At 47.0% G+C, this 24,539-nt stretch carries 19 protein-coding genes and 2 other annotated features; of the genes, 11 read left to right on the plus strand and 8 right to left on the minus strand.

Annotation, left to right across the window (positions count from 1 at the left end):
- Positions 1-461: 461 nt before the first annotated feature.
- On the minus strand, positions 462-1,529 hold the full coding sequence (locus JNUCC1_RS07560; RefSeq protein WP_331713728.1) for an RNA-guided endonuclease InsQ/TnpB family protein: 1,068 nt from the start codon (positions 1,527-1,529) through the stop codon (positions 462-464).
- A 515-nt stretch (positions 1,530-2,044) separates the two neighbouring features.
- Here JNUCC1_RS07560 and JNUCC1_RS07565 point away from each other — a divergent pair.
- The 3 genes from JNUCC1_RS07565 (at position 2,045) to pheA (ending at position 4,028) form a co-directional block, all read left to right on the plus strand.
- A complete protein-coding gene (locus JNUCC1_RS07565) occupies positions 2,045-2,509 on the plus strand; it encodes a CBO0543 family protein (RefSeq protein ID WP_156644813.1) in 465 nt (154 codons plus the stop codon).
- A gap of 26 nt (positions 2,510-2,535) precedes the next feature.
- A complete protein-coding gene (locus JNUCC1_RS07570) occupies positions 2,536-3,081 on the plus strand; it encodes a CBO0543 family protein (protein WP_156644814.1) in 546 nt (181 codons plus the stop codon).
- 77 nt (positions 3,082-3,158) lie between these two features.
- Positions 3,159-4,028: a prephenate dehydratase gene (gene pheA / locus JNUCC1_RS07575; protein ID WP_331713729.1), complete on the plus strand. Its 870-nt coding sequence runs from the start codon at positions 3,159-3,161 to the stop codon at positions 4,026-4,028.
- 80 nt (positions 4,029-4,108) lie between these two features.
- On the opposite strand, the gene JNUCC1_RS07580 is transcribed toward pheA, so the two are convergent.
- The gene (locus JNUCC1_RS07580; protein WP_156644815.1) at positions 4,109-4,345 is read right to left on the minus strand and encodes a type II toxin-antitoxin system prevent-host-death family antitoxin; all 237 of its coding nucleotides are present in this window, start codon (positions 4,343-4,345) and stop codon (positions 4,109-4,111) included.
- 486 nt (positions 4,346-4,831) lie between these two features.
- Positions 4,832-5,055: a binding site (T-box leader), on the plus strand.
- Positions 5,056-5,090: 35 nt separating this feature from the next.
- Positions 5,091-5,313 (plus strand) — a binding site (T-box leader).
- 53 nt (positions 5,314-5,366) lie between these two features.
- Here JNUCC1_RS07580 and JNUCC1_RS07585 point away from each other — a divergent pair.
- The 7 genes from JNUCC1_RS07585 (at position 5,367) to JNUCC1_RS07615 (ending at position 13,744) form a co-directional block, all read left to right on the plus strand.
- A complete protein-coding gene (locus JNUCC1_RS07585; protein WP_156644816.1) occupies positions 5,367-6,464 on the plus strand; it encodes a bifunctional 3-deoxy-7-phosphoheptulonate synthase/chorismate mutase in 1,098 nt (365 codons plus the stop codon).
- Between the two features lie 12 nt (positions 6,465-6,476).
- Positions 6,477-7,649: a chorismate synthase gene (gene aroC / locus JNUCC1_RS07590; protein ID WP_156644817.1), complete on the plus strand. Its 1,173-nt coding sequence runs from the start codon at positions 6,477-6,479 to the stop codon at positions 7,647-7,649.
- Positions 7,650-7,666: 17 nt separating this feature from the next.
- Entirely contained in the window at positions 7,667-8,776 is a 1,110-nt protein-coding gene (gene hisC / locus JNUCC1_RS07595) for a histidinol-phosphate transaminase (protein ID WP_156644818.1), read from the plus strand.
- The gene (locus JNUCC1_RS07600) at positions 8,773-9,876 is read left to right on the plus strand and encodes a prephenate dehydrogenase (protein ID WP_156644819.1); all 1,104 of its coding nucleotides are present in this window, start codon (positions 8,773-8,775) and stop codon (positions 9,874-9,876) included. The genes hisC and JNUCC1_RS07600 overlap by 4 nt, the downstream gene beginning before the upstream one ends.
- Before the next feature lie 12 nt (positions 9,877-9,888).
- Complete coding sequence (gene aroA, locus JNUCC1_RS07605) at positions 9,889-11,175, plus strand: 3-phosphoshikimate 1-carboxyvinyltransferase (RefSeq protein ID WP_331713659.1); 1,287 nt, start codon at positions 9,889-9,891, stop codon at positions 11,173-11,175.
- 341 nt (positions 11,176-11,516) lie between these two features.
- A complete protein-coding gene (locus tag JNUCC1_RS07610) occupies positions 11,517-11,897 on the plus strand; it encodes a VOC family protein (RefSeq protein ID WP_156644820.1) in 381 nt (126 codons plus the stop codon).
- 734 nt (positions 11,898-12,631) lie between these two features.
- A complete protein-coding gene (locus tag JNUCC1_RS07615; protein WP_156644821.1) occupies positions 12,632-13,744 on the plus strand; it encodes a hypothetical protein in 1,113 nt (370 codons plus the stop codon).
- Between the two features lie 157 nt (positions 13,745-13,901).
- Here JNUCC1_RS07615 and JNUCC1_RS07620 read toward each other — a convergent pair whose 3' ends face one another.
- The 5 genes from JNUCC1_RS07620 to JNUCC1_RS07640 form a co-directional block, all read right to left on the minus strand.
- Complete coding sequence (locus JNUCC1_RS07620) at positions 13,902-17,129, minus strand: AAA family ATPase (protein ID WP_156644822.1); 3,228 nt, start codon at positions 17,127-17,129, stop codon at positions 13,902-13,904.
- Positions 17,110-17,823, minus strand: coding sequence for a hypothetical protein (locus JNUCC1_RS07625; protein ID WP_197431668.1), 714 nt, complete (start codon positions 17,821-17,823; stop codon positions 17,110-17,112). Before JNUCC1_RS07625 ends, JNUCC1_RS07620 begins: the two co-directional genes overlap by 20 nt.
- The gene (locus JNUCC1_RS07630) at positions 17,771-19,189 is read right to left on the minus strand and encodes a hypothetical protein (RefSeq protein WP_156644823.1); all 1,419 of its coding nucleotides are present in this window, start codon (positions 19,187-19,189) and stop codon (positions 17,771-17,773) included. Before JNUCC1_RS07630 ends, JNUCC1_RS07625 begins: the two co-directional genes overlap by 53 nt.
- Complete coding sequence (locus tag JNUCC1_RS07635) at positions 19,165-20,475, minus strand: DUF2399 domain-containing protein (RefSeq protein WP_197431669.1); 1,311 nt, start codon at positions 20,473-20,475, stop codon at positions 19,165-19,167. Before JNUCC1_RS07635 ends, JNUCC1_RS07630 begins: the two co-directional genes overlap by 25 nt.
- 321 nt (positions 20,476-20,796) lie before the next feature.
- Positions 20,797-21,990 (minus strand): trans-sulfuration enzyme family protein, encoded by a 1,194-nt coding sequence (locus tag JNUCC1_RS07640; RefSeq protein ID WP_156644825.1) that lies wholly within the window; start codon positions 21,988-21,990, stop codon positions 20,797-20,799.
- A 273-nt stretch (positions 21,991-22,263) separates the two neighbouring features.
- Between JNUCC1_RS07640 and JNUCC1_RS07645 the strand changes: the two genes are divergently transcribed.
- The gene (locus JNUCC1_RS07645) at positions 22,264-22,992 is read left to right on the plus strand and encodes a hypothetical protein (RefSeq protein WP_156644826.1); all 729 of its coding nucleotides are present in this window, start codon (positions 22,264-22,266) and stop codon (positions 22,990-22,992) included.
- A gap of 65 nt (positions 22,993-23,057) precedes the next feature.
- Here the strand turns inward: JNUCC1_RS07645 and JNUCC1_RS07650 are convergent, their stop codons facing one another.
- On the minus strand, positions 23,058-24,215 hold the full coding sequence (locus JNUCC1_RS07650) for a C40 family peptidase (RefSeq protein WP_156644827.1): 1,158 nt from the start codon (positions 24,213-24,215) through the stop codon (positions 23,058-23,060).
- Positions 24,216-24,539: the final 324 nt, after the last annotated feature.

Consider the following 24,539-nt stretch of genomic DNA (forward strand, 5'->3'; position numbering starts at 1 on the left):
CATAGCAAGCTGTATAGCTGTTTCGTCCTATTAGTTATTATAGATGTCATCCTCCTCATTATCCCACCAAGCATAACTTTCATTTAGCAAAATAACATCCCTAGCCATATACTTTTCTTTAATTTTATCGAGGACCTTTTACCTTTCACCATCACTTAACATGTCAATTTCCTTGATAATTTTATCTGGAAGAGACATCACCGCACCGCCATTCAGGCTTTTCGTAAAAGCATGATTGAACCAATGATCATTAGTGCTATTAATGTTATAAAGAAAATTGTTCCTGACAAATCATCGGTTGACACTCCCACAGCTGAAGCAGTGGGATTCTCGAGTGCTAAGACGTTCGCAGTCCCTTTCAGTTTTGAACTAGCCTCAAGTTAAGGGGGCTGCCATGGCCCCGTCCAACTGCGTTATGAATTGTACCGCAATTGGCGGTATACCTGTTATCGGTACACGAGTTATATAACTTGTTTATGTTTGGAGATGCCTGACAGGGCTTTTGCGATATTGATGCTTGCATTTAAATCCGCGTGGTTTTTATAGCTGCACTTTTTACATTTGAACCTCAAACCATTGCGGTTTTGCTTGTCACAATTTCCGCATTTACATGTTTGCGATGTATAATTTGGCACGACATATTCAACCGTGATGCCTGCCATTTCTGCTTTATACTGAATGAATGTCTGAAGCTGATGGAAACTCCAATTGTTTAGGTTTCTGCCTGCTTCTTTTTTTGATTTAGCCATGCGAATACCTGTCAAATCTTCCATTCTGATCAGTCCAACACCGTTGGACCTGGCAAACCGTATGATTCGACGGGATATGGTATGATTCATTTCTCTCATCCAAAGGGACTCTTTATCTTTTGATTTTTTGATAGCTTGAAGTTTTTTCAGCTTGCCCAGCTTGCGTCTTCTTGAAGAAAATCTTCTTCTTTTGAAGGCTATTTGATTGCCTTTAAAAAATAAACTTTTCGTGCCGACACTGCATGTGGCGATGTTTTTCAACCCAAGGTCAATACCCAATACCTTCTCATTGGTCGTTTTTTCTACGTCATAGGAAATGGCAATTGTCACAAACCAGCGTTCTCTCTTTTTAAAAAGGTCAACCGTACCTTGTTTGGCTTCACCGTTTAAAATCTTATCGAGCCATTTTTGCTGAAACGGTCGGACGACTAAAGGCACGCCGATGCGTTTTTCAAGTGTCGGGAAGCTGATTTTATAAAGGCTGTCATATTCTATTTTGGCGTTTTGGTTATTGAAAGCACACCAAAGTCGTTTATATCTTTTCGCTTTTTGGTGTCCCTTTTGACTTTTCACGTCTCGAATCGTTTGGTTAACAACTGCTGAGGGCAGGTGTTTGTTGGATGAGAACAGCTTGAAAACTTTGGATGTCGCTTTGTTCAGATCGTCATAAGTCAAAAGCCAATTAGCGAAATCCGTGTTTGTTTGTGTCATTGTTTGATACACATTTTGTTTTTCTATTGTCGGCTTTAGCAATTCTACTTTCAGAGAAATTGTTGGCACCATTTCACCTCCTCAACTGTATTATATCAAATATAGAACATATGTTCCAGTTTTATTTTAATTGTTTTGAACCTTTTATTTTTAAGATCATGTCTTAATATATTCGCTCTCATCCCACACCTGAAGGAATGGGCTTTCCCGCTCATTAGTACGGTAAAAGGTTCAATACCCAAAAGAAACTCAAAATGATAATGACGCCTATATATCCCCTGCGTTCCTCACGTTCCCAAACATTTCGATGGATCACAACATTAATGACGCCAACAGGCAAACATATAAAACACATGACATATACCCAAACTTTCCTTAAGTACCAAGGACGTTTTTGCGTTTCAGAGTGAGTGGCGGCCATGTTTGAAGTCTCCTTTTTAACTCCTCTTGAATTCATATAATGAGTATAACATTAATAATTCAGAATAGGTATGATGTTTTCATGCAAGTATAGTTTCGGCAGGTTGTAAAAAGATAACATTACAATCATTACGGCTCTTTTGACGATAGAAGGTGTTTATTCAGTGTTCAGTGGAACAGTCACTTTTATAATAAGCTGGTTAGCATTTTTACTATTTTCCAACAAGAAGAAATTTCCGTTGTATGTGCTCACTGGCTATGTAGGTATTATTTTGGCATTGCTTTCGGATTTAATGATATATGTTTATCCTTTATGGCATTACCCGGGGTCAAAGCTGGAAACATTTTGGATTCAATTACTGAATGCATTTGGGTTATATTTTGTCGTGATCTACTTTTTTCTTCAGCTGCTCCCCAAAAAGCAAACTGTATTGTCGCTCGCACGCTATATATTTTATTGGTCTGTTTTCGTCATCATGCTTGAGATGTTTTTTATGTCCACTGGCTATATTGAGCATGGCTTATGGTGGAACATAGGATTCTCGTATGCATCTGATTGGATGTTATTTATTTTCTTCTATATCCATCATAAGTGGACCTCAAGTCACTCGTTAATACATGGACGTTAATTCCAACTAAAAGGGGGGGCGCCGGGATGCAGCCTACTTGGCAGGAAGTTCTTGAATTAACACAGCAGTTTAGAGATGCAAAAATAGAATATTGGTTAAACGAAAATCTGTTTACCTTCAGTTGGTGGGTTCTTTTTGTTACAACCATTGCGGCTTTTGCAGGTTGGATCATGATTTTAGATAAAAAGAGAATATTCGAGATCATCACATACGGATGTCTTGTGACAACTCTAGCATTCACAGCAGACTCAATAGGCGTTGCATTGGTGCTATGGAGTTACCCCAATACGTTAACACCTATTCCTGTAACTGCTGAAATACATAAGGTGCTCATGCCTGTTATTTATATGGTGATTTACCAGTACTTTAAAACATGGAAGACTTTTTTAAGAGCCTCCGCAATCAATGCTTTAGTGTTCGCATTTATGCTGGAGCCCCTCCTGATATGGTTACAAATATATGAACCATATCATTGGAAACATATCTATTCAGTCGTGCCTTATTTTATAATAGCGGTTGTATTCAAGTACATGATCAACAAATTTAAACAACTGGATCAGCATTATCAATAGAAATTCGCTCTTGTAATCCGCCCTCAACTCCCATAGTATAGTAATTAAAAATTCGTTCGGAGGAATCAAAATTGCGGATAACGAAAATAGGATTTTTAGGACCTAAGGGAACTTTCACAGAAATGGCTGCACGAACTGCTTTTCCTAGCGGTGAGCTTCACGCTTGCAAGACGATTCCGGAATGTATGGAGGATGTTGTTCGTGGGGCGGTCGATTATTGTATCGTTCCAATTGAAAATGCCATTGAAGGCTCAGTCAACTTGACCATTGATTATCTCGTTCATCAGCAGGCGTTGCCCATTGTTGCGGAAGTGGTTGTGCCGATCAAACAGCATCTGATGGTCCATCCGCAGCATGCCAACGCATGGCAGAACGTGACCGGTATCCATTCACATCCACAAGCCATTTCGCAGTGCCACCACTTTCTAACCGGCACATTTCCGGACGCCGGGCATACGTTCAAGAATTCCACCGCCGAAGCCGCGCAATGGGTTAAAAACCATCCCGAGGAATGCCTGGGTGCGATCGGCAATGAAGCCGCTGCCCAGCTGTATGGATTGGAGATCGTCAAATGGAACGTGCATGATTATAACAATAACCATACCCGCTTTGTAGTCTTGAGCGGCGAGAGCGCACGGCTGGAACTTGATCATAAGACTGCTTTAAAAAATAAAACGACGATGATTATTACATTGCCGTCAAACTTCCCCGGTGCCCTTCATCAGGTGTTGTCCGCATTCATGTGGCGGCAAATCAACCTGTCTAAAATTGAATCGCGTCCAACGAAGACAGGCCTGGGCAATTATTTCTTTATCATTGATGCGGATCAGGTAAAGGATAACGTGTTGATTCCAGGGGTGCAAGCGGAATTAGAGGCACTGGGATGTCATGTGAGTATTATTGGCAGTTACCCGTGTTACAGCGCGGAGGAACGGGCTCGGGTGTAGTGGGAAAAAGGATGTCAGACACTTGAAGCTTTAATGACATGGGGGAGCTGACTCCTCCCCTTTTGTTCAAATTACGATTCTTATTGATTTTCAACATACTCTACCGACAACCAGCCGTGCTCTCTTGCTAATTTCTCACCCACCTCTAATTTCGCCAATAAATTGACTGTTGCTTTCAGTTTATCTAACTCCTCAATTTTTACAATTGCATATGCTCCACGTCCGTTTTCGGTTAAATAAACCGGACTTCCCTCAGCGACCTCATTGAGTACCTCTGTATATTTTCTCAAATCCGAAATTGGTTTAATGTTAGTCATAAAGATCATCTCCTTATGAAGCATTATATGCTATATGCCATAAGGTAACAATGTAGGTTCTTTTGCAGCAAGTGACCATTGTTCATTATACGTAACCCTTTTACGCAGAGGCTTCCAGTAATGCACTGAACTGACTTGTCTCAGCCTACATATGCACGTTCGTTCTCGGATTTGCACATTCAAACGCTTACATGCACACTCGGGCCCGGATTTGCACATTCATTCCCGGATATGCACATTCAAACGTTTATTTGCACATTCATTCCCGGATTTGCACATTCAAACGTTTATTTGCACATTCACTCCTGGATATGCACATTCAGTTCCTCCCGCCCTCCCACGTTATCCGATCAGGGGCGTTTTGCCGCGTCCTCTCCCCCTTCTTTCAATCTTTTTAAAAAATAATTGAAATACCCATTGACATTCCATTCATAACCCGGTATGATGAACAGAATTAAAATTTTATTAAAAATTCAAGTTCTATAGAAAACGGCTATGAACGGATCACAGTAGTGTTTGATCTCCCTGTTGCAGAGAGCTGATGGTGAGTGGAAATCAGTCATAGATCAAATATGAATTACAGTCCTGGAGCTTTCTTTTTCCCGCATTCACGTGGGAAAAAGCGGTCATTTGACCGTTATCAAATGTCGAGTGGTGAACGGTATTTCGTTCACAACAAGGGTGGTACCGCGTGTTCAAACGTCCCTGCTGATGCGTCAGCTGGGGCGTTTTTTAATTTTATAATGAATAGGCTATGAACGGATCACAGTAGTGTTTGGTCTCCCTGTTGCAGAGAGCTGATGGTGAGTGCGAATCAGCCATAGATCAACATGAATTACAGTCCTGGAGCTTTCTTTTTCCCGCATTCATGTGAGAAAAAGCGGTCATTTGACCGTTATCAAATATCGAGTGGTGAACGGAATTTCGTTCACAACAAGGGTGGTACCGCGTGTTCAAACGTCCCTGCTGGTTATTCAGCTGGGGCGTTTTTTATTTAAAAAATTTTTGGGAGGCATGTAAAATGAGTTTAGAACAGTTGCGTGATCAAATAGATGCGATGAATTTGGAGCTTTTAACATTGTTAAACAAACGGGCGGAAATCGTGCAGGAAATTGGGGCCTTGAAAAGTGAGCAAGGTGTCACCCGGTTTGACCCTGTTCGTGAACGTCAATCCCTGGACTTGATTGCTGAAAACCATACCGGTCCCTTCGCAGCAACGACGGTTCAGCATATTTTCAAGGAAATTTTCAAAGCAAGTTTGGAGCTTCAGGAGGATAATAAGAGCAAGGCGTTGCTCGTGTCCCGGGAAGCGCATCCGGAAAATACGGTTGTCGATGTGAATGGTGAGCGCATAGGAGACGGTGAACAGCGTTTCATTGTCGGACCGTGTGCTGTTGAAAGTTATGAGCAAGTAAAAGCTGTTGCCTTGGCGATGAAAGAACAAGGGCTGACCCTGATGCGTGGCGGGGCGTTCAAGCCGAGAACGTCACCGTACGACTTCCAGGGATTGGGGATTGAAGGCCTGCAGATCTTAAGAAGGGTGGCCGATGAAACGGGCATGTCGGTTGTGAGTGAGATCCTGACACCGCATGACGTGGAAACAGCATTGGATTACGTTGATGTGATTCAAATCGGTGCCCGGAATATGCAAAACTTTGAACTGCTCAAAGCGGTCGGCGAGGTACACAAGCCTGTGCTGCTGAAGCGCGGGCTGGCAGCGACGATTGATGAATTCATGCATGCGGCGGAATACATCATGTCCCGCGGTAACGACCAAATCATTCTATGTGAGCGCGGAATTCGCACATATGAAAAAGCGACACGGAACACATTAGACATTTCAGCGGTGCCTATTTTGAAGAAAAATACTCACTTGCCAGTAGTAGTTGATGTGACCCATTCGACCGGGCGTAAAGACTTACTGCTTCCGGCAGCAAAAGCAGCACTCGCGATCGGGGCAGACGCCGTCATGGCAGAAGTGCATCCAGATCCCGCGGTGGCACTCTCAGATTCAGCGCAGCAGATGGATATTGCGGAGTTCGAAGTGTTTCATCAGGAATTGAAGCAGATGAAGGATCGGCTTGCTGGTCCGGTTTTACAAAAAGCAGTGGACGCATAGGAGGAAATAGCGATGAGATTTTTAACGGCCGGGGAATCACATGGGCCTCAACTGACAACGATTATCGAAGGACTGCCGGCGGGCATGCCGTTGACGGCGGAAGATATCAATTATGAGCTGGCGCGCAGGCAAAAAGGCCATGGCCGCGGCAGACGGATGAAAATTGAAAAGGATGCAGCAGATATTACTGCTGGGGTGCGTCATGGCCATACGCTTGGCTCGCCCCTGGCGCTGAACGTCACGAATCATGACTGGAAGCACTGGACCGGCATCATGGGCATTGAGCCCATTGACGACGATGCCGCAAGTGAGGTAAAACGGCAAGTCACACGGCCGAGACCCGGACACGCGGATCTGGCCGGTGGCATCAAGTATGGTCACAGGGATTTGCGGAATGTGCTCGAACGGTCCTCGGCACGGGAAACGACTGTCAGAGTGGCTGCGGGCGCGGTTGCGAAAAAGGTGTTAAAAGGCCTCGGGATTGAGGTCGCCGGGCATGTCGTTGAAATCGGCGGTGTGACAGCACAGCCCGCATCGTATACCGATTTGAAAGCATTACAGACCCGTACGGAGGAATCGCCTGTCCGCTGTTTTGACGAAGAGGCGGAAAAAGACATGATGGCGGCGATTGATGACGCCAAGGCAAATGGCGATTCAATTGGCGGTGTTGTTGAAGTGATTGTCGAGGGCATGCCAGCGGGCGTGGGCAGTTATGTGCACTATGACCGCAAGCTGGATGCCAATTTGGCAAGGGCTATCATGAGCATCAATGCGTTTAAAGGCGTGGAATTCGGATTGGGATTTGAAATGGCACGCAAACCCGGCAGTCAGGTGCACGATGAAATTGCGTGGAGCGCAGAAGACGGCTATACGCGCGACACCAATCGCCTGGGCGGATTTGAAGGCGGCATGTCAACCGGAATGCCGATCGTTGTTAAAGGGGTCATGAAGCCGATTCCGACGCTGATGAAACCTTTGCAAAGTGTTGATATCGATTCAAAAGAACCTTTTACAGCAAGCATCGAACGGTCTGACAGCTGTGCCGTGCCCGCTGCAAGTGTTGTTGCCGAAGCCATGGTAGCCTGGGAACTGGCCGCCGCGATCACCAGCCAATTTTCGAGTGACCGTTACGACGTGCTTCAGCAAGCTGTGGCTGAGCATCGGGCGCACGAGCGAACGTTTTAACCAGAGGAGGAAGAGCGATGAAATGGAAAGAACAAATGCTTCATTTGCGAGCGTATCAACCGGGAAAGTCGATTGAAGAAGTGAAGCGGGAGTACAACTTAAACAACATCGTCAAACTGGCGTCGAATGAAAATCCATACGGGTATTCTCCCATGGTCGATACGGCGTTAAACAACTTCGGTGACTCTTTCAGATTTTACCCGGATGGGAGCGCACAGACATTGCGTGAAAAAACAGCCGGCTTCCTGGACGTCGATCAGAACCAGTTGATTTTCACTAATGGCACAGATGAACTCGTTCAGATTGTGTCCAGGGCACTGCTGGAACCCGGAAAAAACACCGTCATGCCAACACCGACGTTTCCCCAGTATAAACATAATGCTGTGATTGAAGGCGCTGAAGTGCGAGAAGTGCCTGTCGTGGAGGGGCGTCACGATCTGTCCAAAATGCTTGCGGCCATTGACGATGAGACGGCGATTGTTTGGCTCTGCAGCCCGAACAATCCGACTGGGATATATATGCCGCAAACGGAATTGCGGACGTTTATGGATTCGGTTCCGAGTGATGTGCTCGTGGTGTTGGACGAAGCGTATTACGAATATGTTGATGACCCTGACGATTCGCTGGCATTGATTGACGTGTATCCCAACTTGCTCATCACGAGAACTTTTTCGAAAGGCTATGGGCTGGCCAGTTTCCGTGTCGGATATGGCATTTCTACTGCGGAAAATATCAGCCGATTAGAACCAGCCCGACCGCCGTTTAATACTAATGCGCTGGGTCAGCTTGCGGCAGCCGCTGCTCTTGATGATCCTGACTTTGTGGCCGAAAGCCGACAGGCAAACGCAGAAGAAAAGGAAAAGTATTATCAGTTTTGCCAGCGTCATGGGCTTTCATATTTTCCAACCCAAGGCAACTTCATATTAATCGATCTTCAATGTGACGGGGACTTTGCAGCCGAGTTTCTGCTCAGAAGAGGGTTGATCGTGCGTTCGGGGGCCGTATTGGGTTTCCCAACGTGTGCCCGGATTACCATTGGGACGAAAGATCAAAACGAACAGGTCAGGCATGCCATTGACGAATTGAAACAGCATGTGGCGGCACAGCCCCAAGGTGACTTGGCATGAAAGGTAACGTATTAATTGCAGGCCTCGGCTTAATCGGCGGGTCGCTGGCCCTCGCCATTAAAAGTGCCCATCCCGATGCTAAAATATATGGATACGACGTGAATCAGAGTGAAATGGACAAAGCCTCGGCACGCCGCATCATTGATCACCAGGCCGCGTCCTTTCGCTACGGAGCGGAGAGAGCTGATTTAATTATCCTGGCAACGCCCGTGCTCAACATGGAGCCGCTTATCAGGCAATTACCTAGTCTGAATCTCAGAAAAAATGCGATCATCACAGATACGGGCAGCACCAAAGGCGGGGTCATGAAATTTGCGGAGATGATAAGGGAAAGCGGGCTGACGTTCATCGGCGGACACCCGATGGCAGGGTCACATAAAACAGGAGTGGAAAGCGCCAAAGCTCATCTATTTGAAAATGCCTATTACGTGCTGACACCGTGCGACGATACGCCGACAGACAAAATAGCGGATTTGAAACACTGGCTCAGCGGCACACGCTCACACTTTCTTGTGCTGGATACCGAGGAGCATGACGCCATTACAGGCGTCATCAGCCATTTTCCCCATGTGATTGCGGCTGGTTTGGTCAACCTCACCCAAAAACACGCCACGGAAAATCCACTGATCAGCATGCTGGCAGCAGGCGGATTTCGGGATATCACCCGAATTGCCTCCAGCAGCCCCGTTATGTGGAAAGATATCGTCAAACAAAATCGCGGTAATCTGCTGGAGCTATTGGACAATTGGATGGCTGAAATGCGCCACATCCAGATGGTTCTGACGGAAGACGATGAAGCCGAGATCCTTCAATTTTTTGAAGCGGCCAAGACCTATCGCGATTCACTTCCGGTCCATTCCAAAGGCGCACTCCAGCCTTACTATGATCTGGATGTCGATGTAATTGATGTGCCAGGCGCCATTGCGCGGATTACAGCTCTCCTGGCTGAAGAAGGGATCAGCGTGACCAACCTTCATATTATGGAAGCACGGGAAGGCTTGCTCGGTGTCCTGCGCGTAAGTTTTCAAAATGAGTCAGATCGTGAGCGGGCCCGAGTATTACTCGAACAAAGCGCCTATCAGACGTATGCATCAGCTTGAGGAGGAGATTCCGTGTCGTCACACATTGTAGCAAAAAATAAACAAGGGCTTACCGGCACGATGCACGTGCCGAGTGATAAATCCATTTCACATCGGGCGGTGATGCTCGGCTCATTGGCAAAAGGTAAAACCATTGTGAACGGCTTTTTGAACGCAGAAGATTGTTTGCAGACAATCAGCTGTTTCAGGCAAATGGGGGTGGCGATCACCCAGGAAGACGCTTATGTTGAAATTGAGGGGAATGGGCTGGCGGGCTTGCAGGAACCGCGGGAGGTCCTTGAATTGGGAAACTCCGGCACGACGATTCGGTTACTGGCGGGCATTCTGGCAGGCCGACCGTTCCATTCCGTCTTGCAGGGCGATGCCTCACTTGCGACACGGCCCATGGGCAGAATCGCCAAGCCGCTCCGTCTTATGGGCGCTGCGATTGATGGCCGGGGTAATGGCATGTATACCCCGCTTTCTGTTCGAGGCGGCGGTCTCCGAGGCATTGATTACCAGTCTCCGGTCGCAAGCGCACAGGTTAAATCAGCTGTTTTGCTCGCGGGATTACAAGCTGAGGGCACAACATCGGTCACAGAGCCCGCTTTGTCCAGAGACCATACAGAACGCATGCTGCGGGCATTCGGGGTACAGGTGGATGTGAATGGAAATACCATCGCCATCGAGGGCGGACAAACATTGACAGGAACCACATTGAACATTCCCGGTGACATCTCATCGGCTGCTTTCTTTCTGGTAGCTGGCGCTGTAGTTCCAGAGAGCAGCATTTTGATTCAAAACGTCGGCATGAACCCTACCAGATCTGGGATCATTGACGCGCTTCAAGACATGGGAGCCTCTTTGACCATAAAGCACTTCGACGAGAAACGCGCAGAACCAGCTGCCGATCTTCACATTCAATCTGGGCCTTTGAGGGGCATTGAGTTGGGCGGAGACTTGATTCCAAGGCTGATCGACGAGATTCCGGTGATCGCCCTTGCTGCCACACAAGCAGAAGGACGGACTGTGATCAAAGATGCCGCAGAATTAAAGGTGAAAGAAACGAACCGCATCGATACGGTTGCAATGGAATTGAATAAAATGGGGGCCCATGTTGAACCGACCGACGACGGGATGATCATTCATGGCCCCACCCCGCTAAAAGGCACAACGGTCAACAGCCACGGCGACCACCGCATCGGGATGATGCTTGCCATCGCGGGCTGCATTGCCGAGGGTGAAACTGTCGTGGAAAATAGCGAGGCTATTCATGTGTCCTTTCCTGACTTCTTTGAACGTCTGGAGGGCTTGTATTAGAGTGAGGCCGGGGTTTTGAGGTGTATGCAGGTAAGCCGGACGGAACATGTTGTTCTGTCTGGCTTATTTATTTGGAACGGGTTTGGGAGTGGCGGCAATCTGGGGAGTTTCTGCGAGTATCAATGGAGTTTGGGTTGTTATCAATGGAGTTTTGGGAGGTATCAGGGGAGTTGTGCTACCTATCGCTGGAGTTTCCATGAGTATCCAGGGAGTTAGGCTATCAATCCGGGAAGTTTTGCGGATTGGGGCCTTTAACTTTTAAACCCAACAGCTTTCTTCTTAACGAAAAAAGTCGAAGTGATATAATTAAGAGAGATTGTAACTTGGAAGGGGAACTGAACATGTCTATCAGACTGGATCATACGGTGATATATGCCAAGGATCACAAGAAAGCAGCGCGCGAATTTGCCGATGTGATGGGGGTGCGTGTCGGGAGAATTGCTGGGCCCGGTTATGACTTTTCAGCGGTTCAGGTAAACAATGAGCTTTCGATTTATTTCATGGAGCGGGATCAAATCAGTTTGGAGCAGCATATGGCGTTTGATGTGGATGGGCGGACCTTTGACCGGATCCTCAAGCAACTCAAGAAACAGGACATTGCTTACGGCAGCAGCCCTTTTGACAGGGAAAACATGCGCACCGACCACGACTTTGCACCTCGCGGACTGTTTTGGACAAACGTCGACGGATGCTTGTTTGAAATCATGACATTTGGATTTTGACAGTGGGTTTTGTTAAGCTCTTTTCACAGTTACAGTAGACACAAAATGCGAATCAGCGGAAACTTGGAGTGACTGCCTCTGGCAATCGCTCGGGGAAAACACTCCGCGTTCCGTGGGCGCTGCTGAGCCTCCTCGCGCTACCGCGCTCCGGGGTCTCACCGAGGCTTATCCTCCCACTGGAGTCTCCGTGTTTTCCCCGAGCTTGGTGAAGCGTCCTTACTCTCGTTCTCGATTTTGTAAGCAGGAGAATTGAAAGTATAATGCGCCTCATGAAATCGGCAATTACCACTCATAAGTTGAGTTAGTATGAGCTGCTCACGAAAAGTTCACGTTCATTCTTGATTTCTTGAGCAAAACGTCCAAGCACCTACTTAACATGAAGTGATTGGAGCGAAGGGAAGTCGACTCCTGCGGGAACAGCACGAGTCCGAAGACCCCACAGTGAGCGTTCTTTGCGAGCGAGGAGGCTGAGGCCGTGCCCGCGGCTAGAAGACACTGTGAAAGTGGTGTTCTTGAACAGATGTCGCACTTGAGCTGTGATAAAGTTAAAGCGACTTCCCGTAGCGGAAATCACGCCCCTCTCATAAAAGTATATTGGGTTTGCTTAGTTCGCAGTTTTACGGCTTCTATCCCTCAACTCTGGCAACAATCCACACTAAAATTTCCTCTGTTATAATAATCAAATTCAGGGTATACCCAGATAGAAGTGATCAATACATAAGGAAGTGACCATCATGAAAAAATCTGTCGCCTTAATTTTGGGCGTGTTTCTTATTCTGTTGCTGGCCGCTTGTTCGGATAACAATGCGGATCAAGAGGAGAACAATGGAAAAGAAGAGAATTCAAACACAGAGGAAAATGCAGCACCTGAACCTGAAGACAAAGAAAAGCCCGAAGACAAGGAACCGGCTCAACCTTATAAAGCACTGAAGCCGGCAGAGGATGCCAAGCCTCTTGAACAAAAACTCACTCAACAAGAACTTGAAAATATGCCCGATGCCGAAGCTCATGGAAGCGACCCCGCCCGCATGGTTCCGGTTGGCCAAACATTGGTCAAAGGGGCGGAGGACCAAACAAACGGCCCTTTGAAAAATCATAGGATTGTCGCCTATTATGGACATCCGAACTCTGAAAACATGGGAATTTTAGGGGAGATGGGGAAGGACGAGCTCATGAAAAAGCTGAAAGAACAGACACAGGCGTATTCAGATGCGGATCCTGAACGGCCGGCTGTGCCCATGATCGAGCTCATTTCCACTGTTGCACAGCGGGATCCAGGTCCTGAGGGCCATTATTATCACAGGACACCACCAGAGCTTATTGACGAATATGCCGATCTCGCCAAGGAGAACGATGCCCTGCTGATGCTGGATGTTCAGCTCGGAACCGATTCTGTTCTTCATCAGGTTAAATTGCTTGAAGAGTGGCTGAAGCTTCCTTACGTCCACCTCGCCATCGACACCGAATTCCACGTGGCTGAAGGCGAAACACCCGGCGTCGATCTTGGCGGCGTTGACGGTGCTGAAGTCCAGGAAGCGGTGGAATATCTGACAGACCTGGTGGAAGAAAATGATTTGCCGGATAAAATGATCGTCGTCCATCAGTTCATAGATGACGCGATCACAAACAAATCAGCCATTCGACCAAGCGAACATGTGCAAGTCACATTGAACTATGACGGCTGGGGCGATGCATCGACGAAGAAGTCGCTTTATCGCAAATTCGTGCGCAACGAAGCCGTCCAATACGGCGGCTTTAAAATTTTTTATAAAAAAGATGAACCAATCATGACTCCTGAAGAGGTGCTGAAGCTGGATCCTAATCCGGCGATTGTGAATTACCAGTAAAGGGTCAAAGAAGATGACGCTAATATCAGTGGAGTTTGTAAGATAGTTATTTAAAAAGCCCGGGGAACGTACCCGGACTTTTTAAATGCAATAAACTGGGCCACCAATCCACCATTGCCCCTGTTGCTGTCTGGTCCATGGAACCTGTGCTTCTCATCTACTTCTCTTGGACGGTAGCTCCTGTTCCTGTGGTTCTTTTCACCTTGAAGATGGTGCTTTTGGGAATGTTGGGATTGTGGTGGACGACGTAAGCTTTTGAAAAGCGGTATAGATATGCTTCTTCGTGTGATTTTGGTGTGAGAATGATCATTTTGCGGTTCAATTCCTGTTCATATAGTTCGAACACTTTGTCTTTCCGGCCTTCGTCAAGGGCACTGTCGAATTCGTCGAGTACAATGTATCCGGGTGAGGCTTCGATGGTTTGTAGCAGGGCGAGCGCGAACAGCAGGGAGCTGAGTGACTCTTCCCCACCTGAGACACCTTTTCCGACTTTGCCACCCCTCGCTTTCTCACTGACATCCTCCACTTTGCCTCGGTGGCCTTCTTTCCTTGCTTTAATGAATAATGTATAGCGGATTTGGCCGCGGCGATTGGTATTCATATCCCACTCGATTTTCCCTTCAAATCCGAATAAGGACATGTAATGCACAAACTTCTGATTCACGGCGATGATTTTCATGTTGATGGTGCTTTCCAGATCTTCTTTTAGGGTTTCCATTTTTTCTGTATAGTCTTCCAGTAGGATCTTGGATTTCTTGACTTCATTTTCTGACCGGTCATACGCTTCCTTCATCTTCTCATAGTTCTCGGGAGCAGCTTCGTCAATACCTGTTTCATTTACAGCATTGTCATAAGTTGCTTTACCTCGTTCCCGGTGTTCTTCAGCAGTCGGTTTGGTCATCTCAGGAAGCTGTTGCAGTTCTTCTTTAAACTGGTTCATGAAATGTGGGGCCGATTCATGCAGCCGCCGCATTTCTCTCCTTGTCCGACTGTAGCTCTCCTCGTTTGTTACATGGGCTTCTGACCTGTCTCTGATTTGCCGTTCTATCTGTTCAACTTCTCGGTCCTGATAGTTGATATTCTCGGCGATGGCATCCAGTTTAGTATTGAGCTGGCGTTGTTCCCGTCGCTTTGTATCCAGGTCATCATGCAATTGGTCCAGTTGTTTATTTTTAACTTTCTTGTCACGGTTAAGCGAGTCAAGCAGTTCGTTCAACTCTTGCACTTCCTTGATCTTGGCTTGCTCCTGTCTGTATTGCGCATAGGTGTCTTGATATTCCTGGTAGGTCGTAGCCTGTTGTTTCCATTCGGCGAGTGTGGTTTTTAGGCCGTCCAAATCACGCTGGGCCTGCTGCTGGACCTGTTCAAGATCGGTCAGCTCCTGCTTAAGTTTAGTGTGCTGATTCTGTTGCCATTCCCGCTCGTTTGCATGTCTTAAAAAAGCTTCGGCATCTTTCAGTGATTCACGCCGGCTGAACAAAGTTGAGTTTACATTCTTGAGGTCTTCAATCCTTTTTGTAAGCTTCTCGCGCTGGGCCTTAATGTCAGCCAGCTCCTGCTCAACTTCAGCCTGGTATGTTTGCAGCATTTTTTCACTCAAGATGATTTTCTGATCTTCTTGCGGGCCCCTGATACCTCTTGGATCAACCAGCATACCTTTGTCAATAACCGGTTTTTCTTCTATAAAAAAAGATCGTGTCCACCAGAGTGCCTTCACAGCAAATGCATACTGCTCGTCCGTTAACCCGTCCTTTACTTTGATGTGCTGCTCCGGCAAATGGGTGATGGTCTTTTCCGGCACCACTTGAGGCAGGGGCACGTGATATAGATCCGTTGGCGCACGAAAAGCTTTTGTATTAACAAACAGGGTATATTTGATCGCATCAAACAGTTGCTCATCCCGGTGTTTTGCAGAATCATCCAGTGTGAGCAGATCCCGCAGCGGGTAGGCAGCAATGTTTTGTCTGGCAAAATATTGGAGCGAGGTCTCCTGCCTGGGAGAGAGCAATTTGTTTTGACGGAGATGGTCCAGCTCCCGGGACAGGCTTTTTTCTTGGGCACCAAGATCACGCAGCAAATCTTTGTCAGATTCGATCCGGCGGTCATTCTGATCCATTTCATCTTGAACAACATTGCTGCTGCGATAAGCTGCAATCAAGTCGTTCACTTCTTTTTCACGGTGACGGTCCTGTTCAATTTTAACGCTTAGCTTTGCGATTTCGGATGTGAGCTCATTCATCTGTTGCAAAAGGTTGCTGCTCGCTTCTTCTATATCATTGATGGACTGGTTAAAACGGCTGCAGGCCTCTTCTGCCTCTTGCAATCTCTCTTTGACATCCTGCTCTGTCATGCCAATCCGATCGACTCGGTTGGTGATTTCATGAATGTCGGCTGAGATGGCATCACGTTTTTCCTGTGTACTTTGGAGCTGTTGTTTAAGACGGTCCAGATCGGCCATCAGTTCCGTTTCACGGGTTTCACACTGCTCGATCATGTGAGCCAGCGCGTCCTGCAGTTCTGTTTGCGCGGCATGATCGATTTCCAGCTCTCGTCTCTCTCCCAGCGTTTCTTCTTTGTCACCTTTTAGCTCTACTATCTCCCTTTTCAATGATTGAATTTGAGTCATGTGATAATGTTCAAGCCAGAGCAAGCTTGTGTAATATTGCTTAAACCCCTGCTCAAGCCTGCGATTACGATCTTCATAGCGTTCAAGCTCCGATTTCTTCTGCTTAAGATTCATTTTATTAAGGCGCTGCTTACTCTCGGCTTCCTCTAAGCTTTGTTCCGTTTCTTTCACAAGCTCCTTGCTTTCTTCCCAGTTCTTCTGGATGTCGTCGATGCCGTTCATCTCACTGAAAATCCGGAAACGTTCCTCAGGAGCCATCACCGCAAACTGGTTGACTTCTTTCTGATACCAGATGAGATAGAAGCTGTCGGGGTCAATGGCATATTTGGAAAAAACCAGATTCTTATACTCTGAGAAATTGAGCTTCCCGCCAGCAGCGAATTTCATTTCTCTATCCCACTCGTCAATCCTGTCGCCTTCTTCTATATAAAACTCTTTTCTGACTGGTTCACCGGGGTGCTGCTCAATATCCAACCGGAACTGAACGAACAAAGGCGCGTCCACCTTCTTGGTACCGTCATTTTTAAACAGAAGTTCAATACTGGCCCGCCACGTCTGGTCATCCGGGAGGTTGTTCGACTTTAAGCCTTCAAGGTCCACCTTGCTGGAGTACAGCACACCACCCATGCAGAACGTCACGGTGGATTTGCCAGCCCCGTTCGGACCGGAGATCAGAACGTGATCATCATTACCGGAAAAGTCCATGACAGTCGGGGTATAGTCTCGTATGCCAGAAAACTTAAGTCTCCACGGAATCATCGTGCATGCCCCCTTTTAGGTTATAGCGTTTAAAGAAGCGCAGAACATCTTCCATGTGAAGCTGGTTGGATTGGCTGAATTCTGCATATCTACGTAAATATGAATCTGAGAACATGTTCACACCGATGGCAGTGAGCTGATAGGCATCTTCACTTGAATCGGTATCAACGTTCTCGATGGCGCCGATTTTTTTCAAAGGATCCAGATTTGCCTGGATTCTTCTTGTCACTTGGAGGGATTCATGTCCGAAGCTGTTTACCAGTTGGGAGAAGAGCGTGTACGCGTTCTGCAGGACTTCCTGATGATAGAAGATAAACATCAGGAGGGACAGGCTTTCCTTGTTTAACACATTCCGGGCTTGTCTGGCCGGGACCCGCATCAGGGCAGCCACCTGATCCCGGCGCTCGTCATAAACCACTTGGAAATAACGGCTGAGCACCTGGTTCAGTCGTTTGATAAATGAGTCGAAAGCAGCTTCGTCGTTATGAACATCGAGTAGCTTCTCCACTTCTTTCTTTGACAGACCGAAATTGCCGCTGCGAATCGTGGCTGAAGAAGAGAACAAGATATGCATAAAAGCAAGTTCTTCCTCCTTCGTTAAAAATCCCTGCACGGATTGCATGGCTGCCAGGGGATTGAGATTATTCACTTCTTCTACCTCTTTTCCGGATGCCATAGGTTCCTTGTTCGTCATCTGCCCACCTCCAATCGCGTTCTGTTTCATCTTTATTGAGCGGTTTCCTGGCATTTTCATTTATATCTGCTTTTTTATTAGCGACAAGGGCTGAGACTCCAATTAAACCGTTAAGAACATCACTCCACTTTGCCGAGCCGGTTTCAATGATCAATTCATCCAACCCCGCCTCATCCACTTGCTCGAGATAGGCTTCGATTTCCTCGGTGTGAATCATTTGTTTGGTCATTTGCCATTTCGAGTCTCCCATCAATTCTTCCAACTGATCCTCCAGCACTTCATCCGGATCGGTGTAGGCGGCCTCAATGGTGTCTTCAATTTCTTTTGTGATGGGCTCGTAATTTTCCACATAATGAATGCCCTGATCAATCGCTTCAGGGGATAAAGGCGAAGCGAACTTAACCGGCACCCACAGCCCGTCCATGGCTTCCCCTCGGTACTGCTCCTGTTCCATAAAACTGAGAATCTGATGGGCATTAGGTATATCCGAGCCAATCGGTGGATCAAATGATTTAACGATGAAGTTGCGCAGGGCTTCCGGCTGGATGGTATGCATAAAATCGGTTCTCTGCAAATGGGTGAACTTAAGAATTTTATTAATCGTTCCTAGGCTGATCTTGACACCTTCACTCATGGCAGCGGTGCCTCGCTGTCGTACCGCTGCAAAAACAAGTTCCTGATCCAGTGTCTCGAACTTCTCAAGCCGCTCTGTCATCTTATCTTCCAATTCCTGCATAAGCTGGTGGATCACCTCAACCTGGTTAAGTGCGTTGCGGTCAGACAGGTATTCGAGCTCTCGTTCCTTGAGCAGTTCCACCGCTTCCTCGACATTTTTAATCATGCTGGCCAGCTTGTTTCCCCCTGAGATGCCTTTATCGTCGTAGGCTTCACTTAACTCCGCATCTCGCTTGGCCTGGAAAAGAGACCTGGCCACTTCATCGTTTAAATAGTAAGCAAGTGAATCATTGGCGAGCCGGATCAATACATCCATCATGCGTTTCCCGACATCCCGCATCTTGATCCGTTTGGCAGTTTTGGCAATCCAGTTGAATTTCCCCAATACGAAAACAAGGTGTTTGATATACCCGATCGTCATAGCCTCGTCATAGCCAAACGTATGGCGATACCGATAATACAAAGTGTCTTCATTCTCAATTGGGTCGGCAATTCCCAATGCTTCCTGATTGATAATGTTGAGCACTCGCAGGAAGCGCAGCACATGAAACGGTGACTGAAAGTACTCTTTATCACTCAGCTCGTTCAGCACCCCTGATAGTGCTGCAAGGTCTCGCATTGATTGGAGCAGCTCGGGTTTGTCATTTTCCACATCAAAGATGGAAATCAATGCTTGATCCATGTTTTCCAATGCTGGACGCCTCCAATCTCTTGTTCCTGCTCTTCCGTGTTTATTTGAATGGATTGTATGTATCGCTGTTCAAATTGTTCGAGTGTGGTTACGATCTCGAGCGGCGGCACTACCCATTTCGTTGTAATACCTTCTTTAACTAAGATTCCAGCCGCTTCTCTCGCAATCGTGAGGCCTGCTTCATCAACGTCAGTCCAAATGATGACCTGCTTCACATGTGGGGCGAGCTGGGTGATCAATCGGCGGTGGGCCGACCTGATCTGACCGTCAATTCCCAGGACAAGACTCTTCGAATTGATGAGGAAGTCTTTTTCATAAGCCATCCGTGTCAGCACGCCGCGATTTTCCACGAGCCATAAGACCTCAGCTTCTGTTTGAAAGGAATCGGTAAACACGGCCAAATCTGTGGTCGCATGGACACTGCCATGATGGTATGACACATTTCCCCCGTGCATCTCCCCAGTGAAAAAAATAGGCGTGATGGTCCCGAGAGTTGCCAGACCGTATAAGTGCAGCGGTCGCTGAAGCAGCTGTTCTGCTTCCTCAATGAATTCCTTTTTATGTACATCAAATTCCTTTGAACCGCCGATCTTTCGGTAATAGCGCGCTCCGATTTGCTTCCAATCAAATATCTCTTCTTCACACGCTATTTGATACAGAGCAAGCAGGAAATGCAGAAATGACATCTGCTTTTGAAACCGCCAGCTCGCAATAATCCAGTTTAATTGTTCAACCCCACCGTTTCCGGGTGAAATATTCTGGACGCCCCCGGCTATTGTTTCCAACTCATTTTCAAGCGTTCTCAGAGCCAGCGATCGGAGAGACCCGGTCGTATGAGATACTTTCTCTGTTTTTTCCCAACGTGAACGCCAGTCGAGAATAAGCCGGGCTTGTACTTCAGCCCTCTCTATTTCGAGACGCTGAAGGTGCTTAAACAAAGCCAGTCCCATTCGATACTGCTCGCTTTTCACCGTTCGTTCATCCTTCTCGAAACGATATTCCCGGATGATCCAACCATTGCGGATCCAGTCAAAAGTTTCTTCACTGGCGGCAAAACGTTTCTTCACTTTCGGACTGGCAAAAGCCTTCACAAGCGCATCAGGAGGGACAGGCGCAACAGAAGCCAGTCCAAAAGAAAAACGCGCCACCACCCGTCTCGTCCTTGCAGTCCTTTTTATGACGGAAATATATACAACACCATTATCTTGTTTCATATCAATCATAGACAATTCTTCATTTTTAAGTAAAATATACTCAGCTATATAACCCAACCACTCATCTAGCATCAAGCACCCTCCCCAGTGGTTATGTATTCATTTTAACATGAAAACATTTTTAAAGGTGAGGGCATTTCAGGAGGTGAAGTGCCTTGGCGCGTTTTAAAGCTTTAGCGATGTGGGGACTGACACTTATCCAAAGACGTTATCCAGGGAGTTTGCGGTTCTATCAGTGGAGTTTTATGTAATATCAGGGGAGTTCATGATTCTATCAGGGAAGTTTTACTGATTATCAGTGGAGTTTTAATTTAGCATGCTAAAAAGGCCCAGACGACTGGTGACTGGACCTTTTTAGCTATGATGCAGCGAGTGTAAGACGCCGAAATTTATCTAGAATGGCTCAACCATGGAATCTTGTCCCGCATCCTGTGACACCGCACCTGCATCAACATATTCCAGCGCCTTCACGATATCATCCAGCAGATCCTGTTTATCTTCAATGCCGCAGCTTAAGCGGATCAGGCCTTCTGTGACACCCAGTTCGATGCGTTCTTTTTCAGGAACACAGGCATGTGACATCGTATATGGATATGACAGAATCGACTCGACCCCGCCGAGACTCACGGCGACGATCGGGACGGTGATGTTTTCGAAAAAGACCGCTGCGTTTTCGTAAGTACCCAGATCAATTGTCAGTACCGCCCCTCCGCTCGTTGCTTGTTTAGCATGAATATCCGCTCCTGCGTGATTCGCAAGCGTAGGATAATAGACAGCTCTGACTTTGTTATGATGCTGAAGTTCGTTCGCGATAAATGCGGCATTTTCCGTCTTGCTGTCCATGCGGATTTTCATCGTTTTAATGCCGCGGAGCACGAGCCAGCAGTTGTGCGGATCGAGCATGCTTCCGAACATCTTCTGCGTTTTGCAGAGCATTTCTGCGATCTCCTCGTTACTCGTGACAACCAGGCCGGCGGTAACATCGCTATGGCCATTGATGAATTTCGTAGCGCTGTGAATGACAATGTCGACGCCGAGTTTGATCGGGTTTTGATACACAGGTGTCATGAATGTGTTGTCAATAATCGTTGTGATGCCATTCTCTTTTGCCAAAGACGCCACCGCTTGAATGTCGGTGATTTTCAGCAAAGGATTGGACGGTGTTTCAATATAGAAGGCTTTCGTATTCGCTTGAATCGCCGTTTCCCATGCGGATGGATCTGTTTCATCGACATAAGAATATTCGATCCCGTGCTTGGGAAACATTTCAGAGACGAGCTGATGTGCGCCGCCATAGATATCTTTGCAGAACACGACATGGTCACCCGCTGAAAAGTTCAGCAGCACCGCAGAAATCGCCGCCATTCCAGAAGAGAAGGCATAACCATGCTCAGCAAACTCCAAACATGCAATTGTTTCTTCAAGCGCTTGTCTCGTTGGGTTGCCGAACCGCGTATATGTAAATTCCTGTGCTTCTGCAAAATTTTTCTGATGAAAGGTAGATGATTGGTAGATTGGTATGGACGAGCTCCCAGTATGTTGATCTGTCAACGGACCGCCATGAATGACTTTTGTATCCAGCTTCATTACTTAACCCCCACTGATGTCTATTGAGCGCTGATGCGCGTTTCAAATGATGTTACAAAATTTTCAGATTACTACTTTAATTTTATGTGTTCATGCTGTAAAAATCAATACATTCCGTCCATATTGTCGCATATTACGCCGATTATGTACATACTTTGGTTCGAAAAGTCAGAACTCAATTGGGCTAAGGACAAAAGCATACACGTTTATCATTTCAAGGTAAAAGGGAATTGGAATAATAAGGCTATTTTTCGAAAAATTGAGGTGCTAGACATGAGGAACCATTTCGGTACGATCGCGGTGGCAGTCGCAATGGGGCTGTTGCTAAGTGCCTGTGGTGATAATAGCAGCGATCCTGCTGCCATACCCAATGATGACCAGGCAACTCAGGAAGACACGGAAGAGAACGAAACAGCGGACGATCAAGACGCGGCACCGGAGAACAGTGACTCTAACACCACCAATGCCGCCTCAGAAAACCAAAACAATAACACGAACACTGAAGACACGACTCAGTCAGAAGAAGCTCAAGTTCAAGGTGACGAAGAAACAAGCGACGGCTACAAAACGTATCAAAACCCGAGATTCGGTTTTGCTATCGAATATCCATCATCTTTTGAAGCCGACTATATGCCCGACAATGGTGATGGCATCGAAGTCCATGACGAATCAGCCGTCATTATTGCTTCAGGCAGCCATATGGGATATGGCGGGACGCCCATTAGTGACCTTGACGCCATTAAACCGATCTATGAAGATGAGCTGGCTGATTTGAAAGCAGACAATCATTCGATCGGCTATAAGAAACTCGCAGACGACTGGTATGTCCTGTCCTATGTGGATGGCGACAATATCGTCTACAAAAAATCACTGATGGCCGACGATTATATTGTGAAGCTTTCCATCGAATATCCTGAAGACCGGCAAGATGATTATGAATCTGTCGTGGAACGTGTGTCCAATAGTTTAAGAACCCTTCCCAACAGCATTAAAAATCCATAAAGAAAAGTGGTCCAAGAGCGTGTCTCTGGATCACTTTTTAAAACCTAGATGGATCATCAGGCCCGTCATGGCTCGTCAACAAACCTTCTGGCTCCCGCGTATTCATTGGACCAATAATCCGACTGAAAAACCTGGATGATTTCTACAGTTTTATCCGTATTGGGAGCATGGATCATCTCGCCATTGCCGATATACATGCCCACATGGTGCACATGCCCTTCCCCATTCTCATCGGCAAAAAATAATAAATCCCCTTTTTGCAAATCTGCTTTTGCCACTTCTTTACCCTGCAAAGCTTGAGCCGAGGCGTCACGCGGAATCGTCATCCCATGGGCTTTATACACATTGTGCGTGAATCCCGAACAATCGAACCCGAACCCTGACGCACCTGCCCATAAATACGGCAGCCCCAAGAACTGTTTGCCGCTCTGGACAAGCGCATCTCCAGTCGGCTCTGGTACCTCTTCGCCTTTTTTGGTAACGCCCACAGCGTCTTTGGCAATCCAATGTTGCCCGTCACCAGGCGTAGCGACAAGCACGGTCTGTTCCTCTTGTTCAAGCACAGGAAGTTTTGTATTATAGCTGATCTCGATGAATGGCGTCTGCATGTCTTGATCGGTGTACAGCCACGTTGTTGGTGCTGTCACCATCGCAGACGCACCCGTTTCGACCGCATTTTCATAAGTGGTTTCATAGGTTAATTGATTGAGAGGCAACCAAGCGACATAGCCCGCGTCACTCCCGGGTTCCGGCTGCCCATGCACTCCCACCTCAGCCCAGCCGTCCGTTACCTGCATAATCGTGACCGCATTGCCGTACAATGCCTGTGTTTGCAGGTTGCCGATCAGCCACTTCTTTTCAGTAATGCTCATGTCTTCTGTCCACTTGCGCATGTCTGCCGGGTTCCCGACCGCGACGGCGTCAACTGGCCGGTCCAACCCAGGCTCAGTCCAAAGGGTGGCAACAGGGACATTGACGAAAGCGAGTTGGTTCGGTTCAAAAGCGGCGTCCGACTTGGCTTCTGTCTGGTTTACGTTTACCGCATCTGGGTCGGGGGCTTGTGCCTTGGCGTTGATTGAAGTTGTTGCTGGCGTGTGCTGCTTCACCGCTTTTGGCACGTCCGAAAATAAACCCAGGCGCATCGATGGTGTGAGGAGGAGGATGAACACAATAACAACCACCGCCGTTAAGCTGATATAAAGTAATCCGGTTTTTGTTTTCATGACCTCTCCACTTTCCCAAAGAATCACGGCCCCGCTTGAACAGTTTTATTCGAGGACCAAGGTTCTCACTGTATTTTATCTTATTATACGGTAAAATATGGTTGTTTTGAACCTGATTTTAATTTTAATCATGATCATAAGGCTGACGCGCACTGGGAAAGCGGGTGACTGGCGTCTGGAGAGGCATGCTTTCTCTCGATGATATCGGAATATTTGACCCGGATATCGGAAATTTTGGAGTGGATATCTGCGTTTTTGAGGATTATATCGGCGAATTCAACCCATATATCGGAAATTCGGATAAAATCAGCCTCTCGTATGTAT

The organism is Lentibacillus sp. JNUCC-1, assembly GCF_009741735.1.
GTDB lineage: Bacteria > Bacillota > Bacilli > Bacillales > Amphibacillaceae > Lentibacillus_B.

Coding starts and splice junctions, on each gene's coding strand:
- JNUCC1_RS07615 (WP_156644821.1), top strand. CDS start 12,632: ATGAAAAAATCTGTCGCCTTAATTTTGGGCGTGTTTCTTATTCTGTTG.
- JNUCC1_RS07645 (WP_156644826.1), top strand. CDS start 22,264: ATGAGGAACCATTTCGGTACGATCGCGGTGGCAGTCGCAATGGGGCTG.
- aroC (WP_156644817.1), top strand. CDS start 6,477: ATGAGATTTTTAACGGCCGGGGAATCACATGGGCCTCAACTGACAACG.
- JNUCC1_RS07600 (WP_156644819.1), top strand. CDS start 8,773: ATGAAAGGTAACGTATTAATTGCAGGCCTCGGCTTAATCGGCGGGTCG.
- JNUCC1_RS07585 (WP_156644816.1), top strand. CDS start 5,367: ATGAGTTTAGAACAGTTGCGTGATCAAATAGATGCGATGAATTTGGAG.
- JNUCC1_RS07625 (WP_197431668.1), bottom strand. CDS start 17,823: ATGACGAACAAGGAACCTATGGCATCCGGAAAAGAGGTAGAAGAAGTG.
- JNUCC1_RS07610 (WP_156644820.1), top strand. CDS start 11,517: ATGTCTATCAGACTGGATCATACGGTGATATATGCCAAGGATCACAAG.
- JNUCC1_RS07570 (WP_156644814.1), top strand. CDS start 2,536: ATGCAGCCTACTTGGCAGGAAGTTCTTGAATTAACACAGCAGTTTAGA.
- hisC (WP_156644818.1), top strand. CDS start 7,667: ATGAAATGGAAAGAACAAATGCTTCATTTGCGAGCGTATCAACCGGGA.
- JNUCC1_RS07650 (WP_156644827.1), bottom strand. CDS start 24,215: ATGAAAACAAAAACCGGATTACTTTATATCAGCTTAACGGCGGTGGTT.
- JNUCC1_RS07580 (WP_156644815.1), bottom strand. CDS start 4,345: ATGACTAACATTAAACCAATTTCGGATTTGAGAAAATATACAGAGGTA.
- JNUCC1_RS07640 (WP_156644825.1), bottom strand. CDS start 21,990: ATGAAGCTGGATACAAAAGTCATTCATGGCGGTCCGTTGACAGATCAA.
- JNUCC1_RS07620 (WP_156644822.1), bottom strand. CDS start 17,129: ATGATTCCGTGGAGACTTAAGTTTTCTGGCATACGAGACTATACCCCG.
- JNUCC1_RS07635 (WP_197431669.1), bottom strand. CDS start 20,475: ATGCTAGATGAGTGGTTGGGTTATATAGCTGAGTATATTTTACTTAAA.